Source organism: Rhizobium sp. EC-SD404, from assembly GCF_902498825.1.
Classification (GTDB): Bacteria; Pseudomonadota; Alphaproteobacteria; order Rhizobiales; family Rhizobiaceae; genus Georhizobium.
The window spans coordinates 425,562-446,323 of the sequence record NZ_LR701459.1 but is presented as its reverse complement, the minus strand read 5'-3'; the positions used below and the strand labels follow the sequence as shown (position 1 = coordinate 446,323).

Sequence of the window (20,762 nt, the reverse complement as noted above, 5' to 3'; positions counted from 1 at the left end):
AAGCGTCAGACGGCCGATGCCACGCGGGACGCAAACGCCTGTGCTGCACCGATTTCGTTCGGACGGATATCATGCCCGCCGTCATGCCACTGCAGGTCGACATGCGCCTGCTGGGAAACGAGATAAGCGGCCAGCGCTTCCGTCTGGGCCGGTGGACAGATCGGATCACGCCGACCGGCAGTGATGACGATGTCGCGACCCTTCAGATCCGAGTTCGGCTCAGGGCTCCACGGGATGAGCGGGTGCATAAGCACCGCCCCATCGAACAGCGTGCCGTCCTCGAACATCATGGCCGCGAGAATGTTGGCACCGTTGGAATAGCCGAGGCCATAGACGGCGCCCGCCTGTGCTTCGTCGCGGTGGGCCGCGATGAAGCTTGCAAGCGCCGCACTGCGAACTGCGAGATCTTCCATGTCGTAGAGGCCCTCGGCGCGCCGACGGAAGAAGCGCAGCGCGCCACCTTCCGACACGTCGCCGCGGGGAGAGACGATCGTAGCCTGCGGCATCAGCCGCGCGGCAAAATCGAAGAACTGGTTCTCGTCTCCGCCCGTGCCGTGAAACCCGAAGAGGATCGGCGCACCCGGCGAGCCTGGCCGGATGCGATGCTGGTAGGATTGCAGGCTCATGCAGCGGCTCCCGCTGCACCGTCGAGCTTCTGCAGCGTGTTTTCCAGATACGGACGCAGATGCGTATGCTGGCGCGGCAGCTTCAGCGCTTCACCGAGATGCGCCCGGTCTTCGTCACGCTCGAAGCCCGGTTCGTTGGTCGCCACTTCGAACAGAACGCCGCCAGGTGTACGGAAATAAATCGCCCAAAAGTAATCGCGGTCGATCACCGGCGTCACCTGGTATCCCGTATCCATAAGCGCCTTGCGCACCGCCAGCTGGCTGTCGCGATTGTCGACCGCGAAGGCGATGTGGTGCACCGAGCCGGCGCCCTGGTCCGCATGGGCGATGTTCGGCATGGTTTCGATGTCGATACGGTGCGCGCCGTTGCCGCCATCGATCGCAAACCGCTTCACGCCGTCACGCGCTTCGATCTCGCTGTAACCCATAAACTTCAGGAGTTCGCCGGTCGCTTCATCATCGCGCAGCCGCATGGCAGCCGAGTGAAAGCCGCGGATGGCGACGTCGTCGGCGACGCCATTTCCGGTCCAGGGCTGGCGGTCATCATTGCCGGTTTCCACCAACGCAAAGCCATCGCCATCGGGACCGGCGAAATTCAGGCGTTTCTCACCGAAGAGTTCCTCTTCCTTCAGACCGCTGACGCCCAGCTTCTGGAACCGCTCTTTCCAGAATGGGAGCGCACCCTGCGGAACTGCGAAAACAGTCGTGCCGACTTCACCCGTGCCGGGACGGCCGCGGCGGATGTTCGGGAACGGGAAATACGTCATGACCGAGCCCGGCGTGCCGACTTCGTCGCCATAGTACAGGTGGTAGACATCCGGCGCGTCGAAGTTGACGGTCTTCTTGACCCGTCGCAGGCCGAGCGTGTCGGTGAAGAAGCGGTTGTTCTCGCGTGCATCCGCAGCCATCGAGGTGACGTGGTGCAGGCCTCTGATCTCGTTCAACATCGCAATTCTTCCTTTCTGCCCTCAAAGGGCATGTCGCGTGTTGGACCCAATGTCGCGATCTTTCACTATCTTTTCTAGTACGATAATCTGCCATTATCTGTTGCCAAAAACAGAACAATAGGAGGAACTGCCTTGGGGCATATCGAGCGTAGTCGCATCTTTCTGGCAGTCGCGGACCGTTCCAGCTTTGCCGATGCCTCGCGGGCGCTGAACCTGTCGCGCTCGGTGGTCACCCGGCAAGTGGCTGAGCTGGAAGAAGAACTCGGCGTGCAGCTGCTCGTGCGCACGACACGCAAGGTCGCGCTCACCGCGCCGGGCGCCATCTACGCCGATCGCATGCGTATCGCCATTCGTCAGATCGACCAGGCGACGGAAGCCGTGCGCGACGAACAGCACACCTTGCGCGGAACGCTGAAGGTGAGTGCGCCGCTGTCGTTCGGCATGCGGTTTCTTCCCGATGCGATCGCGCGGTTTCGCATTCTTTATCCGGACCTCACACTGGCCATGGACCTGACGGATCGCTTCGTCGACATCCTGCGCGACGAATACGACATGGCCCTGCGCATTTCGGGGCCGCCCGCCGATCGATCGACCATCTGGCGCAAGATCTGCGAAGTGCCCCGCGTGCTCGCAGCGTCGCCGGACTATATCGCCAGGCGTGGCAGCCCCCTCGGGCCGCAGGACCTGGCTGACCACAATTGCCTCGCCTATTCGAATTCCAACGATCCGCAGATCTGGCGACTTCGGAGCGGCGACGAAAAGGCCGACATCACCATCGCCTCGAAGCTCGCTTGCAACAATGGTGAGCTTCTGGCGGATCTGGCGCTGGCCGGCGAAGGCATCGTGCTGCTGCCGCGCTTCATCATCGACGAGGCGCTGGACGATGGCCGTCTGGTGCAGGTGTTGCCCGGTTGGCTGCCGGAAATGATCTGGCTGACTGCGTTCTATCCGCCCTACGAGCGGCTACCGGCGAAGGTCGATGCATTCACGCGTTTTATCGAGGACGCGGTTGCCGTCGATCAGGAGGAACTGCCGAACTTGGGCCAGAAGAAACCAGCCCGCCTTTTGTAGGCCGCATACTCGTGCGCCAGAGGCGAAGCGGCAATGGTCGCCTCCTCGCCCTTTGCCGCACGCACGTACACCAGCGCGATGATCATGACCGGAAGGACCGAGACGAGGGAGAACGTCGTGAGCGCCCAGCCGCACCACAGGACGAGATAGGATACGTAGAACGGGTGACGGAGATGGCGATACGGGCCGTCCGTGACGAGCGTACTCGGGCTGCGCCCTTCGAAGGCATACCAGAGCCGCGCCTTCTTCGATGCGCGGATCGCGCTGACAAAGAGCATCGACGATCCGATCATCATCAGGATGCCGACGCCGTGGGCTGCTATCGGCTGGACGCGTGCCATCAGCAGATAGATGAAAAGCGCGATCATCGCGATGCTGATCACGGATATCAGTTTGGCAGCGAGCGCCATCTTTTCAGTCGTGAAATGAAAGCGCATCGCCCAGGTGAACTGGCCGACGACGAACAGGCCAAGAATGATGCTGGCGATATCGAGGATGGTCTGGCTGGTCATGCTCAACGATCAGTTTGCGCGTTTTGCGGACGCTAACCGTGGCCTTCCCGCATGGCAAGCGCAACATGCTGAAGTAGCACAGCTTTCTGAACACAACCTTCACATGCCGTCGCGCTAACGGTTCTTTGACCATTCCCCTACACGAAATCTAGAGGGCCTCGTGTCAACATGGGACGCTAATGAATGGGACAATGGCCATGGCGCCAACCGATCGGATGATGACGACAAACGATGCAACGCTGCGGGTGCGCGACACCGGCGGCGACGGTTTGCCGATCGTCCTGCTGCACGGTTCGGGCAGTTCGATCGACGTGTTCCATCGCCAGTTCGCGGACCCGTTGCTCAGTCATCACAGGCTGGTGGCGATCGATTTGCCCGGCCACGGTCTCTCCTCCGATGCAGCTACGCCGGACAAGACGTACACATTGAAGGGCATGGCAAGCGTCATCACCGAAGCAATGTCGTCGATCGGCATCAGCCGCGCGGTCATCTTCGGCTGGTCGCTTGGTGGGCACGTCGCGCTGCAGATGGCTGCGACCACGAGCATTCCAGTCGCGCTCATGCTTTCCGGCACGCCTCCAGTGTCGCTCGGACCCCTTGGCTTGCTGCGCGGGTTCCAGCCGAGCTTCGATATTCTGCTGACGTCCAAGCGTCACTTCTCGGAGCGCGATGTGACGCGTTTTGCGCAGCTTTGCTTCGGCGACGAATTCGACCCCGCGTTTCTGGCGGTGATTGCCCGCACGGACGGACGACTGCGCGTCAATTTCCTGCGCAGCCTGATGCACGGCCATGGGGCCGATCAGCGTCGGCTGGTGGAAACCTCGGAGATGCCGATCGCGCTCGTCAACGGCGTGCTCGATCCGTTCGTCCGGCTGAGCTATCTCGATACGATCCCCTTCGCCAATCTGTGGCGGGATCGTTCTCACCTCATCCCGGCGACTGGGCATGCCGCATTTTGGCACGCCCCTCAGCTGTTCAATCCGCTTTTGAACGCCTTCGCCCGTGATGCCGAACTCGTGCTTCGGGCCGAGCGTCTGAACCGTCGTCGCGCCTGACCGGCAAAAGTCTCTCGCATCCTGCGCCTTGACGGAACAAGCGCTTGCCGTAATTACTTCTGCGGTGGGACGCTCGGAGAAAACCAAAATGAAGAAGATCCTGTCTGCAATCCTTATGACTGCCGCACTGGCCGCCTGCACCCCGACCCAGGAAGGTGCCGTCATCGGCGCCGTCGCCGGCGGTGCTGTCGGTGGTGCCGTTGGCGATACTGAAGGCGCAATCGTCGGTGCGGCTCTTGGCGGCGCTGCCGGCGCCCTCATCGGTCGCGCCTCGGAACAGCCGGGCCAGTGCTACTATCGGGACAGCTACGGCCGTCGCTACGTCGCCTCTTGCCCGCGCGGGTACTGATCAGGACGTAATGTTCGCTCATCGGGATCGGGCGCTTTCGCGGCCGATCCCGTCCTCACGCCTTGGCCGATCATCTCCATAGCCATGGCTTGACTCCCATAGGATTCAGAGTCCTTGCCCGCATGTTCTCTTGCGGATGGCATCAAGCACCAAATGCTTCAAAAGATTCACGATATAGATAGGCCAGCGGCCGCCACGCATAGATGTAGCGGCGAACAAAACCTGAATCCAGTTGAGTCAGCGATTCGTCGCTCTTTCGTTCCGCGCCTGTTCCAAACGCCCATATCCCTCGTCTTTTCAAGGCACCGAACACGCGCGCTCGCATTCGGTTTCAAGCTGCCCCATATCAAGCGTTGCCAAGCCTATGTCCGTGTCCGGGCAGGAAGGACGCCTTGCCCCGCTCAACAGTGACATCCGACCGTCGGATGCCCGAGAAAAGCCAGTCGCCCCTCTTCTCGGGTCGAGGCGTCACGGCAGTTCTGGGACCGACAAACACCGGCAAGACGCATTACGCGATCGAGCGCATGATCGCCCATGGCAGCGGCGTGATCGGCCTGCCGCTGCGGCTCCTGGCGCGAGAGGTCTACGGGCGGATTGCGGCCCGCGTCGGCGAGCAGAACGTTTCTCTGATCACCGGTGAGGAGAAAATCGTACCGCCGAAAGCGCGCTACGCCGTCTGCACGGTAGAAGCTATGCCGAGCCGCACAAGCGCAGCCTTCGTCGCCATCGACGAAGTACAGCTCGCCGGTGATCTCGAACGCGGCCACGTTTTTACCGACCGCATCCTGCATTTGCGCGGAACGGACGAAACGCTGTTGCTTGGTGCGAGCACGGTGCGCGGCATCCTGGAAAAGCTGCTGCCTGGGCTGACGGTGGTGGAGCGCCCTCGCCTGTCTCAGCTCCAATATGCCGGCGCGCGCAAGATCACCCGTCTGCCGCGACGCTCGGCCGTCGTGGCCTTCTCGGCGGATGAAGTCTACGCGATCGCCGAACTCATTCGCAGGCAGCGCGGCGGCGCCGCGGTGGTGCTCGGCGCACTGAGCCCAAGAACCCGCAACGCGCAGGTCGAGCTGTACCAGAATGGAGATGTCGATTACCTCGTGGCGACCGATGCCATCGGCATGGGCCTCAATCTCGACCTCGACCATGTGGCCTTCGCCCAGGATCACAAGTTCGACGGCTATCAGTACAGGCCTCTGAACCCGGCCGAACTCGGTCAGATCGCCGGGCGCGCCGGGCGCCATGTCCGCGATGGCACATTCGGGGTCACGGGGCGGGTCGATCCGTTCGGCGAGGAAACCGTGGAGCGCATCGAGGCGCATGTCTTCGATCCGGTGCGTATCCTGCAATGGCGCAGCAAAGATATGGACTTTGCCAACCTTCAGGCGCTGCGCCAATCGCTCGACCGCCTTCCGCCGACCCCGGGTCTGACGCGCGCCTTGCCGGCGGTCGATCAACAGGCGCTTGATTATCTGGTGAATTATCCGGAAATCCGCGACCTCGCGACGACGCCTGAGCGGGTTGCCAGACTGTGGGACGCCTGTGCCCTGCCCGATTATCGCCGGATTGCGCCGGCACAGCACGCCGACCTTATCGCGACGCTCTTTTCTGATCTGGTCCAGCTCGGCTCGGTCAATGAAGACTTTATGGCCGAGCAGGTTCGCCGCGCCGATCACACCGACGGCGAAATTGACACCTTATCGGCCCGCGTGTCGCAAATCCGGACATGGAGCTACGTGTCCCATCGCCCGGATTGGCTTGCCGATCCGACACACTGGCAGGAAAAGACTCGTGAAATCGAGAATCGTCTGTCCGATGCTCTGCACGAAAGGTTGACGAAACGCTTCGTTGACCGCAGGACATCCGTTCTCATGAAGCGCCTGAGAGAAAATGCAATGCTCGAAGCTCAAATCAGTGTCGATGGCGACGTCTATGTCGAGGGCCATCTTGTCGGCCAACTCGCCGGCTTTCGGTTTACCCCCGATAGCGAAGCCGAGGGGCCGGACGCCAAGGCTGTCCTGGGCGCCGCGCAGAAGGCTCTGTCGATCGAATATGAAGCGCGCGCTGCGCGGTTGTATGCCGCCGGCAACAGCGACTTCGCAATCGGCTCCGATGCGACCGTGCGCTGGGTTGGCGAACCGATTGCCCGTCTGACCGCAGGCGATGACCTGCTGCGTCCCCGTGTCGTGTTACTTGCCGATGATCATCTGAGCGGCACGGCGCGCACCCATGTCGCGGCACGCATCGAACGCTTCGTGCAGCATCACATCGCCACCGTTCTAAAGCCGCTGGACGATCTGTCGCGCGCCGAGGACATCGACGGTCTCGGTCGGGGCCTGGCCTTCCAGCTGGTCGAGGCGCTCGGCGTGCTTTTCCGCCGCGACGTCGCCGACGACGTCAAGGCGCTCGACCAGGATGCCCGTGCGCAACTGCGCCGCTACGGTGTGCGCTTCGGCGCCTATCACATTTTCATGCCGGCCCTGCTGAAGCCGGCACCTGCTGAACTGATCACGCTGCTCTGGGCTTTGAAAAACGACGGCATCGACCAGCCGGGCTATGGCGAACTGATCCCTGCACTCGCTGCTGGGCGCACATCCGTCGTGACCGAGGCGGGATATGAGCGTAACTTCTACAAGCTTGCCGGTTTCCGCTTTCTCGGCAAGCGCGCGGTGCGCATCGATATCCTCGAGCGTCTGGCAGACCTCATCCGACCGGCTCTCAACTGGAAGCTAGGCTCGGGCAGCCGTCCGGAAGGCGCCTATGACGGCCGCCGCTTCACGACGACGCCCGCCATGCTGTCGATCCTGGGCGCAACGGTCAGCGACATCGAGGAAATCCTGAAGGGCCTCGGCTACCGCGCCGATGAAGTGAGCGCCGAAGAGGCTGCCGCCTATCTGGCCAAGCAGGAAGCGCCGAGCGAAGAGCCGGCCGCCGAGGCGCCAGCCGCAACGACGCCCGACTCCGAGACCCAGTCCGCCGCGAACGATGAGCAGGACGCCGCGACCAGCGACGAGCCGGCGTCCGAACCGACACCCGCACCGGCAACGGCGGAAGCCGAAGCTCCCGCACCTGCCGCAGATGTGCCCGCGCAACCAGCCACTGTCGCCGAAGCAAGCGAAGAAGAGCAGCCGAAGCCCGTGCTGCTCTGGCGCCCGGCCGGCAACCGGCCGGAGACGCAGCGGCCGCAGCGCCAGAAGCAGGGCCGTGGACGCCGTCCAGGCGGTGGATCTGCCGAAGCAGGCGCGACGCCCGCAGCCGGCGAACAGCCCGCACGCGACCATCAGCAGCATCGTCGTCGGGATAATCAAAGGCCAGGCGACAAGGGCAAGGACAAGCGCGGCGGTCACCCTGGAGGGCACCGTAAGCCTAAGGACGCAGAACGTCCGGCACCCATGGCCGCGCGGCCTCCCCGCAAGGAGCGTCCGATCGATCCGGACTCGCCCTTCGCCAAGCTCGCAGCTCTCAAGGACAAGCTCGGGAAGTAGCACACGCCGATGACCGAAGACCGCCAGCGCATCGACAAGTGGTTGTTCTTCGCGCGTGTGGTCAAGTCACGGACGCTGGCTGCCAAGCTGGCACAGAACGGACGCATCCGGGTCAATGGCGACAAGATCGACCAGGCGAGCCATCAGGTTCGCCTCGGCGACACTTTGACGATCACGCTCGACCGAACCGTGCGCATTCTGAAGATCAGCGCACCCGGCATACGTCGAGGCCCGGCCGAAGAGGCACGGACCTTGTACGAGGACCTTACGCCCATCGTGGAGAAGTCTGCCGACAGCTTGCCCACTGCATTGGCGCCCATCCGGGAGCCGGGAACGGGCCGACCGACAAAGCGCGAGCGCCGGAAGATGGATGTCTGGCGGGACGGCTCGGGCGACTGACGTGACGGGTCAGCGCTCCTTGGGCTTCGGCGAACGTTGCCTGCTTTCGACGAGATGACGCAGATAGCCCATCGAGTGCGGCACCGCCTGCGATGCGACCGTCATATGCGAAAGCGAAAAGTTCCGCCGTCGTATGACGTGGCCGGTGTTCGGCACGATCTTGTGCAGCACACCTTTGCAGATGGTCATCTTGTTCCAGGCCCAGTCTTCGAACCCGACGCCACCGGGAATATCCGACGGCGGGTAAGGCGTGTCCAGGTAGATGCTCCGCCGGGCGAAACTCAGAGCCGTCCAGTAGTTCTGATCCATCAGCACCACTGGCCTGTAGGCCGACGATTCCATGTCCACATGGTGCAGAATGTGCTTGGTCGCATCGAAGAAGGCGCAGACTTCCGGGTGCCAGACGATCGGATCGGAACGCTTTTTCGCTTCCGCAAAAGCGCGCACCAGCCAGTTCGTCCCCCAGAAATCGTCGGCGTCGAGAAAGGCGATGTGCGTGCCGCGCGCCTCCGCAACGGCAGTGTTGCGAGACCGCCCGAGATCCCCATAGGCCACCTCGAGCAGGCGATCGTCCTTTCCAAGCCCTCCTTGGACGACGGAGCGCGTGAGCTCGTCGCCGCGGTCGAGCACGCAGAGGATTTCGACTCGGATTCCTGCCTCGTCGGCGGCGGCGATTGCCCGTTTCATGCTGGTGAGCGAGGCATGGGCGAGCAACCCCTCGCGATGGGCGTTGAGCACCGCGGTGATGTCAGGCGCCACCGACATGCAGAAGCCCTCCTTTGCTCGGCTCCGCTTCCAGCACGCGGATATATCCGGCCCAGCTGTGCTCGTCCGCGATGCGCTTGCGCAACCGCCCGGCGCGTCGCCGAGCTTCAGCCGGATTCTGCGTTATCGAACGCAACACCGAAACGAAGCCTTCCAGAGCTTCAGGATCGTCGACGAGGTAACCGGTGTCGTCGTCGATCAGCTCATTGATCCCTCCGACATTCGGCGCGATCACAGGCAGCCCGCAGGCCCCCGCTTCCAGCAGTATGTTGGGCAAGCCGTCCCAATAGGACGTGTAGAGAAACACATCCGCATCCGTTAGCGGCAGCACTGAGAAATCCTCGAACGCACCGTGATAGCGAAGACTGGATATGTCGCCTTCGGCGCCCGCCACCATCGCCTCATGCTCCGCGTCACCCTTGCCGAAAATCTCGAAATCCATCTCGGGCAAGGCCCGAGCGATCGCAAGCAAAAGCGGGATGTTCTTCTGACGGCTCAACCGACTTGCCCAGATGACCCTTTGCCGCTCGGTCGTTTTGCTTCGCGGCAACACCCGAGCCGGCGGCGCAGGCTGGCGCGCGACGACGAGCCGGGATGCAAGCGCGTCTGGAATTCCAAGCGATTGGATCATCTCGTCTCTATGTGCGGCGTTGTCGAAATAGACACCCGAGAGCTGAGCCAAGCAGTCGCGGAGATAGAGATCGCTGTAGCCGGCACGCCGGCCATCCGGCGTGAAATCCGCACAGAAAAGCGCCCCGTAGAGCCGCGTATACCGTGCAAGCACCCGCCCTCGCCGCAAAATCGCGTCCCAGCAGGCCCGGCTGTTCACATTGAGAATCGCCTCGGGACGAAACCCTCGCACCAGCAGCTCGACCAACCGCACCCGCTCGTCATGCGAGAGATCCGGATCGATCCGCGAGAACGACAGAACCGGTATGTCCGGCGCAATCAGATCGCAGGCACTCTCCAAGTCATAGTCGACCAGAACGACGAGAACCTTCTTCGATCCAAGCCGCTCGGCCATCGCACGCACCGCATGGGCCGCGACGCGTTCGGCCCCCCCGCGCACGAGCCACGGCATAAACACGATCCGCTCGGGCACATGGTCGATCTGGTCGACGAGAGCCGTCAGAGCCCGTTCGAGCCGGTTGTGCGCCGCTCCATCCACTACCTCCAGAAAATCCGCATGCGCGAAGTAGTCCGCGCCGTAGAGTGCGACGTCGAGATCCTCGACGCCCGCGACGGCCTCTCGTGCAACGCGCAATGCATTCTCGGGGCGACGCGGTTTACGCCCTTCGAAACGGCCATAATCAATGTAATGCAGCAGAGGATGCATTCCGACGATGTCGGGATTGCGCATGAGATACCACTGCGCATCGAAATCCGGCCCCGGCGAGCGACCTTCCAACGCACCGTGCAGCATGTAGTGAAGAAGGGGCGGATAATTTGCCCGCCGAACGTCCGGATAGGTCTCCAGATAGAAGTCCGGATCGAAGAAACCGCACGCGATGACCCGATCGGCCTCGCTCGGTGCAGTGGGCCGAACCTCAAAACCCTTGCGGCGGCCGTGCACCAGATAATGAACGAGCGGATTTCCAGACACTTCGTAACGCGCGAGGTAGGCGGCTGCATCGAAACGCGGTCCGGGTGAGCGTCCCTCGCAGCCATGCCTCAAAAAATGATCGAGTGGATCCCGACCAGTGCGCAACACATCGGGATAGGCGAGCAAATACCAGTCGCGATCGAAATACCCGGAAAAGCCAACGACTTGCCGCCAGAGGGATTGTGTAAACCTCTGCCGGACGAAACGCACCGGAGCCCAGGATCGGGTCATGCACAGTTTACTCGAGACTGACCGCGCGCGCCCACACGAGCCATGCGGATTTGAGGTTCACATCCATGCACGGACGTGGACGACACGCAAGCAGACGACGTCCCAGAGAGCCCTGAACGTCGATTCTCGCTTAATTTCGCCGAGGTCTAAGCGAGAATTCCTCCTGCATTGACGATCCCGGCGGCATTTCCCGGCAAAAACGCTTCGCCGCCGCCGAAGAGACTGATCGTGCCGTTGGTCGTCGCGGTGTAGCGCCGCCCCGTCGCAGAACCCGAAAAAGTCGCGTTCCACAAGGACAGCACCGCTCCGTTCGAGACGAAAGCGAACTCCTCGATGAAAGCGGGATCGTCGACCAGCGTCACCGTCTGGTTGTTGCTAGTCACCATCAGATGGCCGGAGAGGTTGAAGTGCCTCAGCGCGCCGCCGGAGATCGTATAGTCGCCCAGAAAGTTGATCTGCCCGAAGCCGGTTCCTGCGATGTGCGATCCGTTCGCACCGCAAGGGCCGAAATCCACCGCGCCAAGCGTCAGCATCGCGCCTTCCTGAACAGCGACCGCGCTCATCCAGGGCAATGCCATCACGAAGCGCACTCCCGACACGGAAACGCGGGCGCCGCCACCGGCAAGGATGCCCGACGAGACGACAACGGAGAACGGATCATCGTCGTCGCCTTGGATGCGAAGCAACCCACCGCCAACGAGAGGACGCAGCACCACGGCGCCCTGATGCGTTCCCCCCGCAAGTTGGATCGTGACGTCGAAGGTCATGCAATCGAGCATGTGCGCTGCATCCACCGCCCGCTGCAGTGTCGCGAAGGCCGTGTCGGGGCCCAGTCCATCCGCCGCGTCGGACCCCGTCGTCGATACGAACAAGGTGCGCGGAGCCACGAGCCGCTCGCGTACGCCAGCAATGCCGGAGGGGAATGACGCAATGCCGGTGGCCGATTGAACGACCATGGCCTCGATGAAGGTCTCGCCGTCGGCGGAAACCTTCAAATGGAAATCGTCGTCGCCCGTCAGCCCTAACTCGGCACGGCCCGAGAAGTCGGTCTGATAGAGGATACTGGCCGTGTCGGTCGCTGCCGCCTTGTTGATCTTCACCTGATGACCGCCCCCTTCATGGTTGAAGAGCGACGCATCTCCGGCAAGCGCCAGGCGGTTGGGCGCCTCAGCCGTGGCGTTGATCCCCAGACGCTCAGCAAAGCCGCTGGTCGATCTCAGGATTTGCCAAGCCTCCTCGTGGAAAACGAGAAGCTGGTTTTCATCCGCGCAGAACGCGATCCAGCCTTCCACCGGTTGATAGAACCGCCATCCGCCATCCTGCCAGGCTGCAATCTTGGCGTGTTGGCCGATCCAGGCGCCGGCAGCCGCCTCCGGCACGATGAAGCGCGTTCCGTCCGCAAGTTCTGCCGGAGGTTCACTCACCGCTCTGCTTTGAACGCTCATCTGATGAGCACGTCGATCATAAGTAGAGCTTCGTTATGAGTGACATGTTTCTGCGCTTGAGCCATAATAATATAGGGGATTTTTAGATTAGACGTTCTTCCCATAGAATTCCCCTTTATTTAACATATTTCTTATCATACTATTTTTCTGGGGCTCGGGGATAAGCGCATCTTGCAAGAGGTGCGCAGTGTGGCGGTGTGCCCTGGCGTAGGGATGGGTACATTGAACGATTCCATGGCGATAGCCGCCCTGAAGGGGCGTATGAAAACCAGGCTTGATCGCGAGCGCGCGGCCAAACCTTCCCCGAACGGACCAGCCCGAACCTTCGCGAAGATCGACATCTCCGTCGTGTTGAACCTGCATGATGAAGCCCGTTACTTGGTTAGGACGCTTCGATCCTTGCTGGAGGCGATGCAATACGCAGCCCAATTCGGATTACGCATGGAGCTTGTCGTGGTTCTCGACAACGCCGATGCCCCTACGCAAACTGCGCTCTCGAGCTTCGACCTCACTGCCTTCGACCAGTTTCAGGTCGTCGAAGTCTCCCACGGTTCGCTCGGCCCTTCGCGCCATGCGGGCATCGATGCGGCTCGTGGCGCCATCATCGCGACCGCCGACGGGGACGATCTCGTCAGCTTCGACTATTTCCATCGCATGCACGGCGCACTGAAGGCCGGCGGGCCAAAGTCGATCGTCTGCCCCGAATATTATCTGGGCTTCGGCACTACCTGTTACGTGTGGAAGTTCCTGCCGCTGAGAACCATCGGCGCCGCGTCCATGATGGACAACCACCCCTTCGTCTCGCGGATCATGCTCTACCGCGAGGCCTTCAAGGAACTGCACTTCGCCGACGTTTCCTACAAATCCGGCTACGCCTACGAAGACTGGCATTTCAACTGTACGGCGGTCGCGCACGGCTATGACGTCGCGATCGCCAAGGATGCTCTCGTCTTCTACCGGGAACGCCAGAAGAGCATGAGCCGCCGCTTTCGTGCCGAGACCCCGGGCCTCGTTCCGCCGAGCCCCTTCTTCGAACCGGCACGGTTCCACAAAATCGCCTGGGCCGATTTCAACGGTGACTTGTCCCACAGCGAGGCTCCGTCTTTCTCGGCCGCTGCCTTTGCGGACCTGCCCGGAATGGCGGACCTCGTCGCAGCAGCCAATGCTATCGATCCTGCGATCAGTCTCGGGATCCTGAAAGGCAGGCACGGCAACACGAACTTCACGCGGCCGGCCGGGTTGTCGCGCGCCTATTTCGAGCTTTGCGGCATTCTCGCTGGTCAGGAGTTCACCGACATTCTGCTGGTCCCCTATCTCACGCGGGGCGGTGGCGAGAAGTTCATCCTGTCGGTTCTTTCGGCGCTGAAGGCAGAGCGGCCCGACACGCGCTGCCTCGTGCTCGGCGGCCAGCGCATCGTCCAACATCACTGGGTGGACCGTCTTCCCGACGACAGCTTGTTTGTCGATCTGCACAGCCTCGGCGTCACGGGCCTGACCGAGGCCGATATCGAAACGATCACCCTGCGGATCATCCAGCATCAACCGGGGTTACAGCGCCTGCATCTGAAACACTGCGAATATGTCGATGCGTTCATGCGCAACCATGCGGATCGGCTAGGCGACGTCTCGACCTATTTCTACCACTTCTGTGAAGCCGTCGACACGGTCCAGGGCCTGCGGTTCGAGAACGGATTCGGCTTCGATCTGATCACAGAAGCCGGTCACAGGTTCGACGGCATCGTTTCGGATCATCAGGCAATCCTCACCACCCTGGCCGCAAGGCTGGGAGATGATATCGGCCCGAAGCTTCACGCCCTTTACGCGGCTTGCAGCGATGAGCGGCGCGTATTGTCGGACCTTAAGGCACCGAAACGGCGGCTGCTTTGGGCGTCGCGCATCGATCGCCAGAAACGTCCCGAACTTCTGGCTGAAATCGCCCGTGGCCTTCAAACCAGCCAGCCCGGCATCTCTATTCACGTTCACGGGAACGCGCCCGTCGGGTGCGAGCCCGAGTGTCTCCGCGAAATGCCCGACCTCGTCTACAAGGGCACCTTCGATGGCCTTTCGACCATCGACGTCGAGGACTACGACGCACTGATCTACACGGCTGCGTTCGACGGCCTGCCGAACGTCGTGCTGGAGGCGATGGCCGTGGGTTTGCCGGTGATTGCGCCGGCGGTCGGCGGCATCGGCGAAGCCATAAGTTCCGAAACCGGCTTTCTCGTTCCCGACCTGATCGATGACGACGCTCTCACAGCCGCCTATCTGGCTGCGGTGGCGGAGCTCTACGCAGATCCCGCCGAGGCGCGACGCAAGGCGGACAATGCCCGCAAGCTGATCGACATCCGCCATTCGATCCACGAGCACCAGGCCCGCATCGCCGAGATTTTTGAGCTTCCCGCGACCACACACGAGAGGATCCGGCCAGCGCAAAGCATCATGCGTGCTAACGGGGTGCGCGCAACGAGGCCGTTGCCCGCCGGACCAATTCTCATTGGCGGACAGGGCCCGGACGCAGCAAGTCCGAACTGACAAAGCGAATGCCGAGAAAGACGAGAGCTGCGTGGCGCACGGGAGCGATGATATGAATGGCAAGGGCAACGGCCAAGGATATGAGCCAACGATGCCGCGGCGGCCCGACCCGGCCGCATCGTCTGTGCAGCCACCGTCCGAAAATGGCGAGCAGGCGGTCATGCGGCGCCGTGTCATGCACTATGCCGAGCAGATGCGCCGTATGTCGAACATTATCCACGAGCTTTCCGAGCGCGCGGACGGTTACGAAGACAAGCGCGTGAACTGGTACGAGCCGGAACTCGTCAAGTTGAAAGAGGAGGTCGGCCACTATGACAACGTACGCTCGACCTGGTACGAGCCGCAGCTCGAGTTAAGGCAGCAGCGTATATTGCATCTGGAACAGACGGCCGAAGCCTATGAGGCGGAGCGGCATTCCTATTTCGTTCCTGCGCTGGCGCAGCGAGACGCACGCATCGCCGAACTTGAGCAACAGGTGCTAGAGCTGCAGGCGCAGCTGGCCGCAACCGTCGCCCCAAAGAAGAGACGGAGCGGCATCACCCGCCTTCTCGGCATTGCGCCCCGATAGCCCTTTCGATTAAGTCGAGCGTGGAAGCGTGCTTCGTCCTCGACGGCGCACCGGCTTGTCGAACGCAGATTATCATTGGGGTCATGCATGTCCGTACTGGTCACCGGCGGCGCCGGCTATATCGGCAGCCACATGGTCTGGGAACTGCTGGATGCGGGTGAAGATGTCGTCGTTCTCGACCGGCTGAGCACAGGGTTCGACTGGGCGGTGGCGCCGGAAGCAAAGCTCGTCGTCGGCGACATCGCCGATCAGGAGCTCGTCGAATCCACCATTCGCGACAATGGCGTCGATGCCATCATTCATTTCGCTGGCTCGGTCGTCGTGCCGGACTCCGTCGCCGACCCGCTCACCTACTACGAGAACAACACCTCCAAGACGCGGTCTCTCCTCGAGAGCACCGTTCGTGCCGGTGTGCCCCACTTCATCTTCTCGTCCACGGCCGCCGTCTACGGCACACCCCAGAAGGTGCCCGTTACCGAAGACATGCCGACCCAGCCGGAATCGCCCTATGGTGCCTCGAAGCTGATGACGGAGTGGATGCTGCGCGATACCGCCGCCGCCCATGATTTCGCCTATACGGCGCTGCGTTATTTCAACGTTTGCGGGGCGGATCCGCGCCTGCGCACCGGGCAATCCACGCGCGGCGCGACGCATCTGATCAAGGTCGCCTGCGAAACGGCAACCGGCAAGCGCGACTTCATGGAAGTATTCGGTGGCGACTACCCCACCCCGGACGGCACCTGCATTCGCGACTACATCCACGTCACCGATCTGGTGCGTGCGCACCGCCTCGCCCTAGCGCGCCTGCGCAATGGCGGCGGCAGCCTGCTCGCCAATTGCGGGTACGGCCGCGGTTATTCCGTGCGGGAAGTCATCGACACCGTAAAGAAGGTGACCGGATTCGATTTCGACGTTCGCGAGCGCGAGCGTCGACCTGGCGACGCCGTCACCGTGGTGGCCGATGCCGCGATCGCCCGTCGCGAATTGGGCTGGACGCCTGAACTCGACGATCTCGATCTGATCGTGACACACGCGATTGAGTGGGAACGTCACCTCCAGAAATTGAACTCCAGCCGGGCCTGATCCCGGGAGCGCTCGTTGAGCGATCCACCCGCACCGCCCATTGACCGCTCCATATGATACGTATACTTATCATATGGAGCATTTGTTAGCGGGAGGATTTGATGCAGTTCCATCTCAACGGCTTTCGCACGGGCGATCCATCCGTCGCGCCATCAGCCAGCACCGATCCTGAAATCAAGTCCGCACAGTCGGCGAGCGAAGAGGTGGACGTGCTGATCATCGGTTGCGGTCCGGCCGGTTTGACGCTGGCTGCCCAGCTTGCCGCTTTTCCCGACATCACCACGATGATCGTCGATCAGAAGCCGGGCCCACTCGAACTCGGCCAGGCCGACGGCATCGCATGCCGCACGATGGAAATGTTCGAAGCCTTCGGTTTCAGCGAAAAGGTGCTGAAGGAGGCCTATTGGGTCAACGAGACGTCTTTCTGGAAACCGGATCCGGAAAACCCGCGCAACATTGCACGAAGCGGACGCATTCAGGATACCGAAGACGGCCTATCGGAGTTCCCGCATGTCATCTTGAACCAGGCGCGCGTCCATGACTTCTTTCTCGAAACGATGCGCAACGCACCGACCCGCCTGGACCCGCACTATGGCCGACGCGTCGCAGGCCTAGAGATTGCACAAGGCGAGAAAGCCGGGACCCACCCCGTGTCGGTGACGCTCGAGCGGGCTAATGAGAACGGCGCACAAACGATCGAAACCGTCAGGGCGCGCTACGTGGTCGGCTGCGATGGCGCCCGAAGTGCTGTGCGGCAAGCGCTTGGCAAGCCACTGCTCGGTGATTCCGCCAACCATGCCTGGGGCGTGATGGACGTGCTCGCCGTCTCAGATTTTCCTGACATCCGCCTGAAGGCCGCAATTCACTCCGCCAACGAAGGCAATGTGCTCATCATCCCGCGCGAGGGCGGCTACCTCGTGCGGCTCTATATCGAGATGGACAAGCTCAATAAGGACGAGCGCGTCTCCAACCGCAACATCACGAGCGAGCAATTGATCGCCGCCGCACAACGCATCCTCCACCCCTACACTTTGGACGTGAAGGAAGTCGCATGGTGGTCCGTCTACGAGATCGGCCAGCGGCTCTGCGCAAGCTTCGACGATCGCCCTGAAGGCGCCGTTGACGACCGCCTGCCGCGCGTCTTCATCGCCGGCGACGCCTGCCATACGCACAGCCCGAAGGCGGGCCAAGGCATGAACGTCTCCATGCAGGACAGCTTCAATCTCGGTTGGAAGCTGGCAGGCGTGCTGCGCAACATCCTGAAGCCCGAAGTCCTCAACACCTACTCCGATGAACGCCAGGCGATTGCCCAGGAACTCATCGACTTCGATCGGGAATTCGCGAAAATGTTCAGCGCTCGGCCGAAAACGTCCGGCAATGGCGATGACCAAGGCGTCGATCCAAATGAATTTCAACGCTATTTCGTCAAACAGGGCCGGTTCACGGCCGGCACGGCAACGCAATATAGTAAGTCTTTGCTTACGGGTAACGGAACCCATCAGAATCTGACAGCTGGCTTCCCGGTCGGCATGCGCTTCCATTCCGCCCCGGTCATCCGTTTTGCCGATGCCAAGCCCATGCAGCTTGGCCATGTCGTAAAAGCCGACGGACGCTGGCGCATCTTTGTATTCGAAGGATCCGGCGTCACTCCGACGGACCAGCCGGCTCGATCGGGTTCAATGATGAAGCTCTGCCACTTCCTCGCGGACGACCTCGCTTCACCTCTCCTTAGATACACTCCACCTGGAGCGGATATCGATGCCATCATCGATCTGCGGGCGGTCTATCAGACCGACCACCAGTCCCTATCGCGCGACAGGCTGCATCCTCTCCTCACGCCTCGGAAGGGCCGTTACGGATTGATCGATCACGAAAAGGTCTTCTGCCCCGATCTCAAGACCGGTCCCGACATTTTCGACCTGCGCAACATCGACCGAGTGACCGGCTGCCTCGTCGTCGTCCGCCCGGACCAGTATGTGGCGGAAGTGCTGCCGCTCGACGCCTACGCCGAACTGACAGCATTCTTCGATCGAGTGATGATCGGCAGGGGTTGAAGGTTCCCCATCGGCTCTGAGGTATCGCACCCATCTCAAGCAACGACGCGGATCACGTTCGCAGGCTCGGCAAGATCGACCGCCGAGACACGTTAAGGAGGTCGATGCCAGCGAGGCCTTCACTGAGGCGGCACGGGAACCTGACGATTACCGAGGCCGGGGAGTGCCTGGCCGCCGAGCGCGGCGTGTGGATCTCACCTCAACGGCGTGGCTGTTGCCTGGCCACGGAGTATCACTTTCAAAAAAAGCGGCCGGATGAACCAGATTGAACGGGACGCGCTCTAGCGGCCGGCAAGCGATGAGAATGTCGAGACGACGGTCTCGTAGACGCCGCGCTTGAACGGGACGATCAGGTTCGGCAGTTCCGCCATGGGCTTCCAGTCCCAGGCGTCGAACTCCGCCTCGTGGCCACCTGGCGGCGGATTGATGGCGATCTCGCTCTCATCGCCCTCGAAGCGGAAGGCGAACCATCTCTGCGTCTGCCCGCGATAACGGCCCTTCAGGCCGATGCCGATCAGTTCGGCAGGAAGATCGTAGTTGATCCAATTCGGAGCTTCCGCCAGCAGGCTTACCGTCTTCATGCCGGTTTCTTCGTAGAGCTCGCGCAGCGCAGCCGGATAGGGGTCCTCACCTGGGTCGATCCCGCCCTGCGGCATCTGCCAGAGTTTCGACGATCCCGAATGCTCCGAATCAGCGATGGGGATCCGGCGTCCGACCCAGACGAGACCTTGGGCGTTCAACACCATCACGCCGACGCAGGGGCGATACGGCAGGTCTTCGGCTTTGACGCGGCTCATCGGCTCGCTGCTCGGGATGAGGCCGGATCGAGCGCGATTGCCGAGACGCTGACGATCTCGATGTTGCGGCGTGAGGCCTGCCGCACCCATTCGGCGATCGCATCGACGCTGACATCGAAGGCAGAGGCGACGCCGATGGCGGCACCGTTGCGCACGGCGCTGCGCTCCAGAGCATCAAGCGCTTCCATGATCGAGCCGCGCTCGCGGCGGCTGTCGAGAACGATCTCGGCCTGGCCGAAGGGCGCACCGAAGGTTCGGGCCAGCATCTCCGAACGCGATTGCGGCGCCGAACCATCGTCGAGGAACAGCAGGCCACGATCGGCGATCTCGCGCATGACCGGCTCGAAGGCTTCGATGTCGGACATGAAGCGTCCGCCCATGTAGTTCATGACGCCCGCATAGTTGGTCATGCGGGCAAGCGATTTGTGCAAGGCCTGGATATTGGCCTCCATCGGCGCCTCGACCGTGAGCGTGTTCGCTCCGGGGTCGACGGATGGATAATCGAAAGGCTCGAGCGGAATCTGCAGGAGGATCTCATGACCGCCACGACGTGCGTCCTGCATCCAGCGCGTCAGGCTGTTGCCGCTCGCCGCAAAGGCCAGCGTGACTTCTTCGGGCAGTTTCTCGATCGCGTACTGCGTGCCCGTCTGGCTAAGGCCGAGGCCGCCGACGATGATCGCGATCTTTGCGCCATTCGTGCCGGACCATGAGCGGGCATAGGCCTCGGCCGAGCGCTTACCGCCCGGCGAGATGGTCGGGATGGCGCCGAATTCCGTTTCTTCGAGCAGTGCATCTTCCGGCAGGTGCGCAACGCGCACGTCCTGACCGACCGCGCCACCGTCGATGATGAGTGGCCCAAGCCCTTCACGGCTGCCCGGCCGATAGGTCGTGACCATGACGCCGTCGCCGGTCATTTCCGAAGCGATGTTGCCGCCGGCAGTGCCGGCTGTGCGTGCAGGCACGGTGCCGGTCTGGAGGTTCGCGTATTCGTCCGCTTCCACAGGTGGCGCGGTCGTGGGCGCCTCGGCGGACACCACCGGCTCAGGTGAGCCGCTCAGGCCGCTTGGCGAGATGGCTGTGTAGATTGAACCGGCAATAAGCAGCGCAACGACGGCCGACGTGCCGAGCGCGAAGCGACCCGGCCAGCGCCGGCGCTTTGGCTTCGACTTTCGGGCTTGGCCCAATGGGGTATCTAACTTGTTACGCACCGCTCACCGGTCTCATGACTGAGGGTGATTCG

Annotated in this window: 18 protein-coding genes; 9 read left to right on the top strand and 9 right to left on the bottom strand. The window is 62.1% G+C overall.

What is annotated here, in order from left to right:
- Positions 1-5 precede the first annotated feature (5 nt).
- Entirely contained in the window at positions 6-626 is a 621-nt protein-coding gene (locus tag GC125_RS03170) for an alpha/beta hydrolase (RefSeq protein ID WP_151984006.1), read from the bottom strand.
- Positions 623-1,573 (bottom strand): VOC family protein, encoded by a 951-nt coding sequence (locus tag GC125_RS03165; RefSeq protein ID WP_151984005.1) that lies wholly within the window; start codon positions 1,571-1,573, stop codon positions 623-625. Before GC125_RS03165 ends, GC125_RS03170 begins: the two co-directional genes overlap by 4 nt.
- A 132-nt stretch (positions 1,574-1,705) precedes the next feature.
- Here GC125_RS03165 and GC125_RS03160 point away from each other — a divergent pair, with 132 nt between their 5' ends.
- The gene (locus GC125_RS03160; protein ID WP_151984004.1) at positions 1,706-2,644 is read left to right on the top strand and encodes a LysR family transcriptional regulator; all 939 of its coding nucleotides are present in this window, start codon (positions 1,706-1,708) and stop codon (positions 2,642-2,644) included.
- Here GC125_RS03160 and GC125_RS03155 read toward each other — a convergent pair.
- Entirely contained in the window at positions 2,593-3,156 is a 564-nt protein-coding gene (locus GC125_RS03155) for a methyltransferase family protein (RefSeq protein ID WP_151984003.1), read from the bottom strand. The two genes, GC125_RS03160 and GC125_RS03155, sit on opposite strands and share 52 nt — an antisense overlap.
- 197 nt (positions 3,157-3,353) lie before the next feature.
- Here GC125_RS03155 and GC125_RS03150 point away from each other — a divergent pair, with 197 nt between their 5' ends.
- The gene (locus tag GC125_RS03150; RefSeq protein ID WP_199864415.1) at positions 3,354-4,211 is read left to right on the top strand and encodes an alpha/beta fold hydrolase; all 858 of its coding nucleotides are present in this window, start codon (positions 3,354-3,356) and stop codon (positions 4,209-4,211) included.
- An 88-nt stretch (positions 4,212-4,299) separates the two neighbouring features.
- Positions 4,300-4,560, top strand: coding sequence for a membrane lipoprotein lipid attachment site-containing protein (locus GC125_RS03145; RefSeq protein WP_151984001.1), 261 nt, complete (start codon positions 4,300-4,302; stop codon positions 4,558-4,560).
- A gap of 142 nt (positions 4,561-4,702) precedes the next feature.
- On the opposite strand, the gene GC125_RS19905 is transcribed toward GC125_RS03145, so the two are convergent.
- A complete protein-coding gene (locus GC125_RS19905) occupies positions 4,703-4,873 on the bottom strand; it encodes a hypothetical protein (RefSeq protein WP_199864414.1) in 171 nt (56 codons plus the stop codon).
- Between the two features lie 112 nt (positions 4,874-4,985).
- On the opposite strand from GC125_RS19905, the gene GC125_RS03140 reads away from it, so the two are divergent.
- Positions 4,986-8,045, top strand: a complete 3,060-nt coding sequence (locus GC125_RS03140) for a helicase-related protein (RefSeq protein WP_151987486.1) — start codon at positions 4,986-4,988, stop codon at positions 8,043-8,045.
- 9 nt (positions 8,046-8,054) lie between these two features.
- Positions 8,055-8,444: an RNA-binding S4 domain-containing protein gene (locus GC125_RS03135; protein ID WP_151984000.1), complete on the top strand. Its 390-nt coding sequence runs from the start codon at positions 8,055-8,057 to the stop codon at positions 8,442-8,444.
- Between the two features lie 9 nt (positions 8,445-8,453).
- Here the strand turns inward: GC125_RS03135 and GC125_RS03130 are convergent, their stop codons facing one another.
- The 3 genes from GC125_RS03130 to GC125_RS03120 form a co-directional block, all read right to left on the bottom strand.
- Positions 8,454-9,209, bottom strand: a complete 756-nt coding sequence (locus GC125_RS03130; protein ID WP_151983999.1) for a glycosyltransferase family A protein — start codon at positions 9,207-9,209, stop codon at positions 8,454-8,456.
- A complete protein-coding gene (locus GC125_RS03125; protein WP_151983998.1) occupies positions 9,193-11,043 on the bottom strand; it encodes a glycosyltransferase family 4 protein in 1,851 nt (616 codons plus the stop codon). Before GC125_RS03125 ends, GC125_RS03130 begins: the two co-directional genes overlap by 17 nt.
- 146 nt (positions 11,044-11,189) lie before the next feature.
- Positions 11,190-12,488: a DUF2793 domain-containing protein gene (locus tag GC125_RS03120; protein ID WP_151983997.1), complete on the bottom strand. Its 1,299-nt coding sequence runs from the start codon at positions 12,486-12,488 to the stop codon at positions 11,190-11,192.
- Between the two features lie 213 nt (positions 12,489-12,701).
- On the opposite strand from GC125_RS03120, the gene GC125_RS03115 reads away from it, so the two are divergent.
- From GC125_RS03115 to GC125_RS03100, 4 genes are all read left to right on the top strand, one after another.
- Entirely contained in the window at positions 12,702-15,020 is a 2,319-nt protein-coding gene (locus tag GC125_RS03115) for a glycosyltransferase (protein ID WP_151983996.1), read from the top strand.
- Positions 15,021-15,111: 91 nt separating this feature from the next.
- Positions 15,112-15,588 carry a hypothetical protein gene (locus GC125_RS03110; RefSeq protein WP_151983995.1) on the top strand — a complete coding sequence of 159 codons (477 nt, stop codon included), beginning with the start codon at positions 15,112-15,114 and terminating at the stop codon, positions 15,586-15,588.
- A gap of 87 nt (positions 15,589-15,675) precedes the next feature.
- A complete protein-coding gene (galE, locus tag GC125_RS03105) occupies positions 15,676-16,671 on the top strand; it encodes a UDP-glucose 4-epimerase GalE (RefSeq protein ID WP_151983994.1) in 996 nt (331 codons plus the stop codon).
- A gap of 101 nt (positions 16,672-16,772) precedes the next feature.
- A complete protein-coding gene (locus GC125_RS03100; protein WP_151983993.1) occupies positions 16,773-18,725 on the top strand; it encodes an FAD-binding monooxygenase in 1,953 nt (650 codons plus the stop codon).
- 281 nt (positions 18,726-19,006) lie between these two features.
- Here GC125_RS03100 and GC125_RS03095 read toward each other — a convergent pair whose 3' ends face one another.
- Both GC125_RS03095 and GC125_RS03090 read right to left on the bottom strand, forming a co-directional pair.
- Entirely contained in the window at positions 19,007-19,522 is a 516-nt protein-coding gene (locus GC125_RS03095; RefSeq protein ID WP_151983992.1) for an RNA pyrophosphohydrolase, read from the bottom strand.
- Complete coding sequence (locus tag GC125_RS03090) at positions 19,519-20,730, bottom strand: divergent polysaccharide deacetylase family protein (RefSeq protein WP_151983991.1); 1,212 nt, start codon at positions 20,728-20,730, stop codon at positions 19,519-19,521. Before GC125_RS03090 ends, GC125_RS03095 begins: the two co-directional genes overlap by 4 nt.
- Between the last annotated feature and the right edge of the window lie 32 nt (positions 20,731-20,762).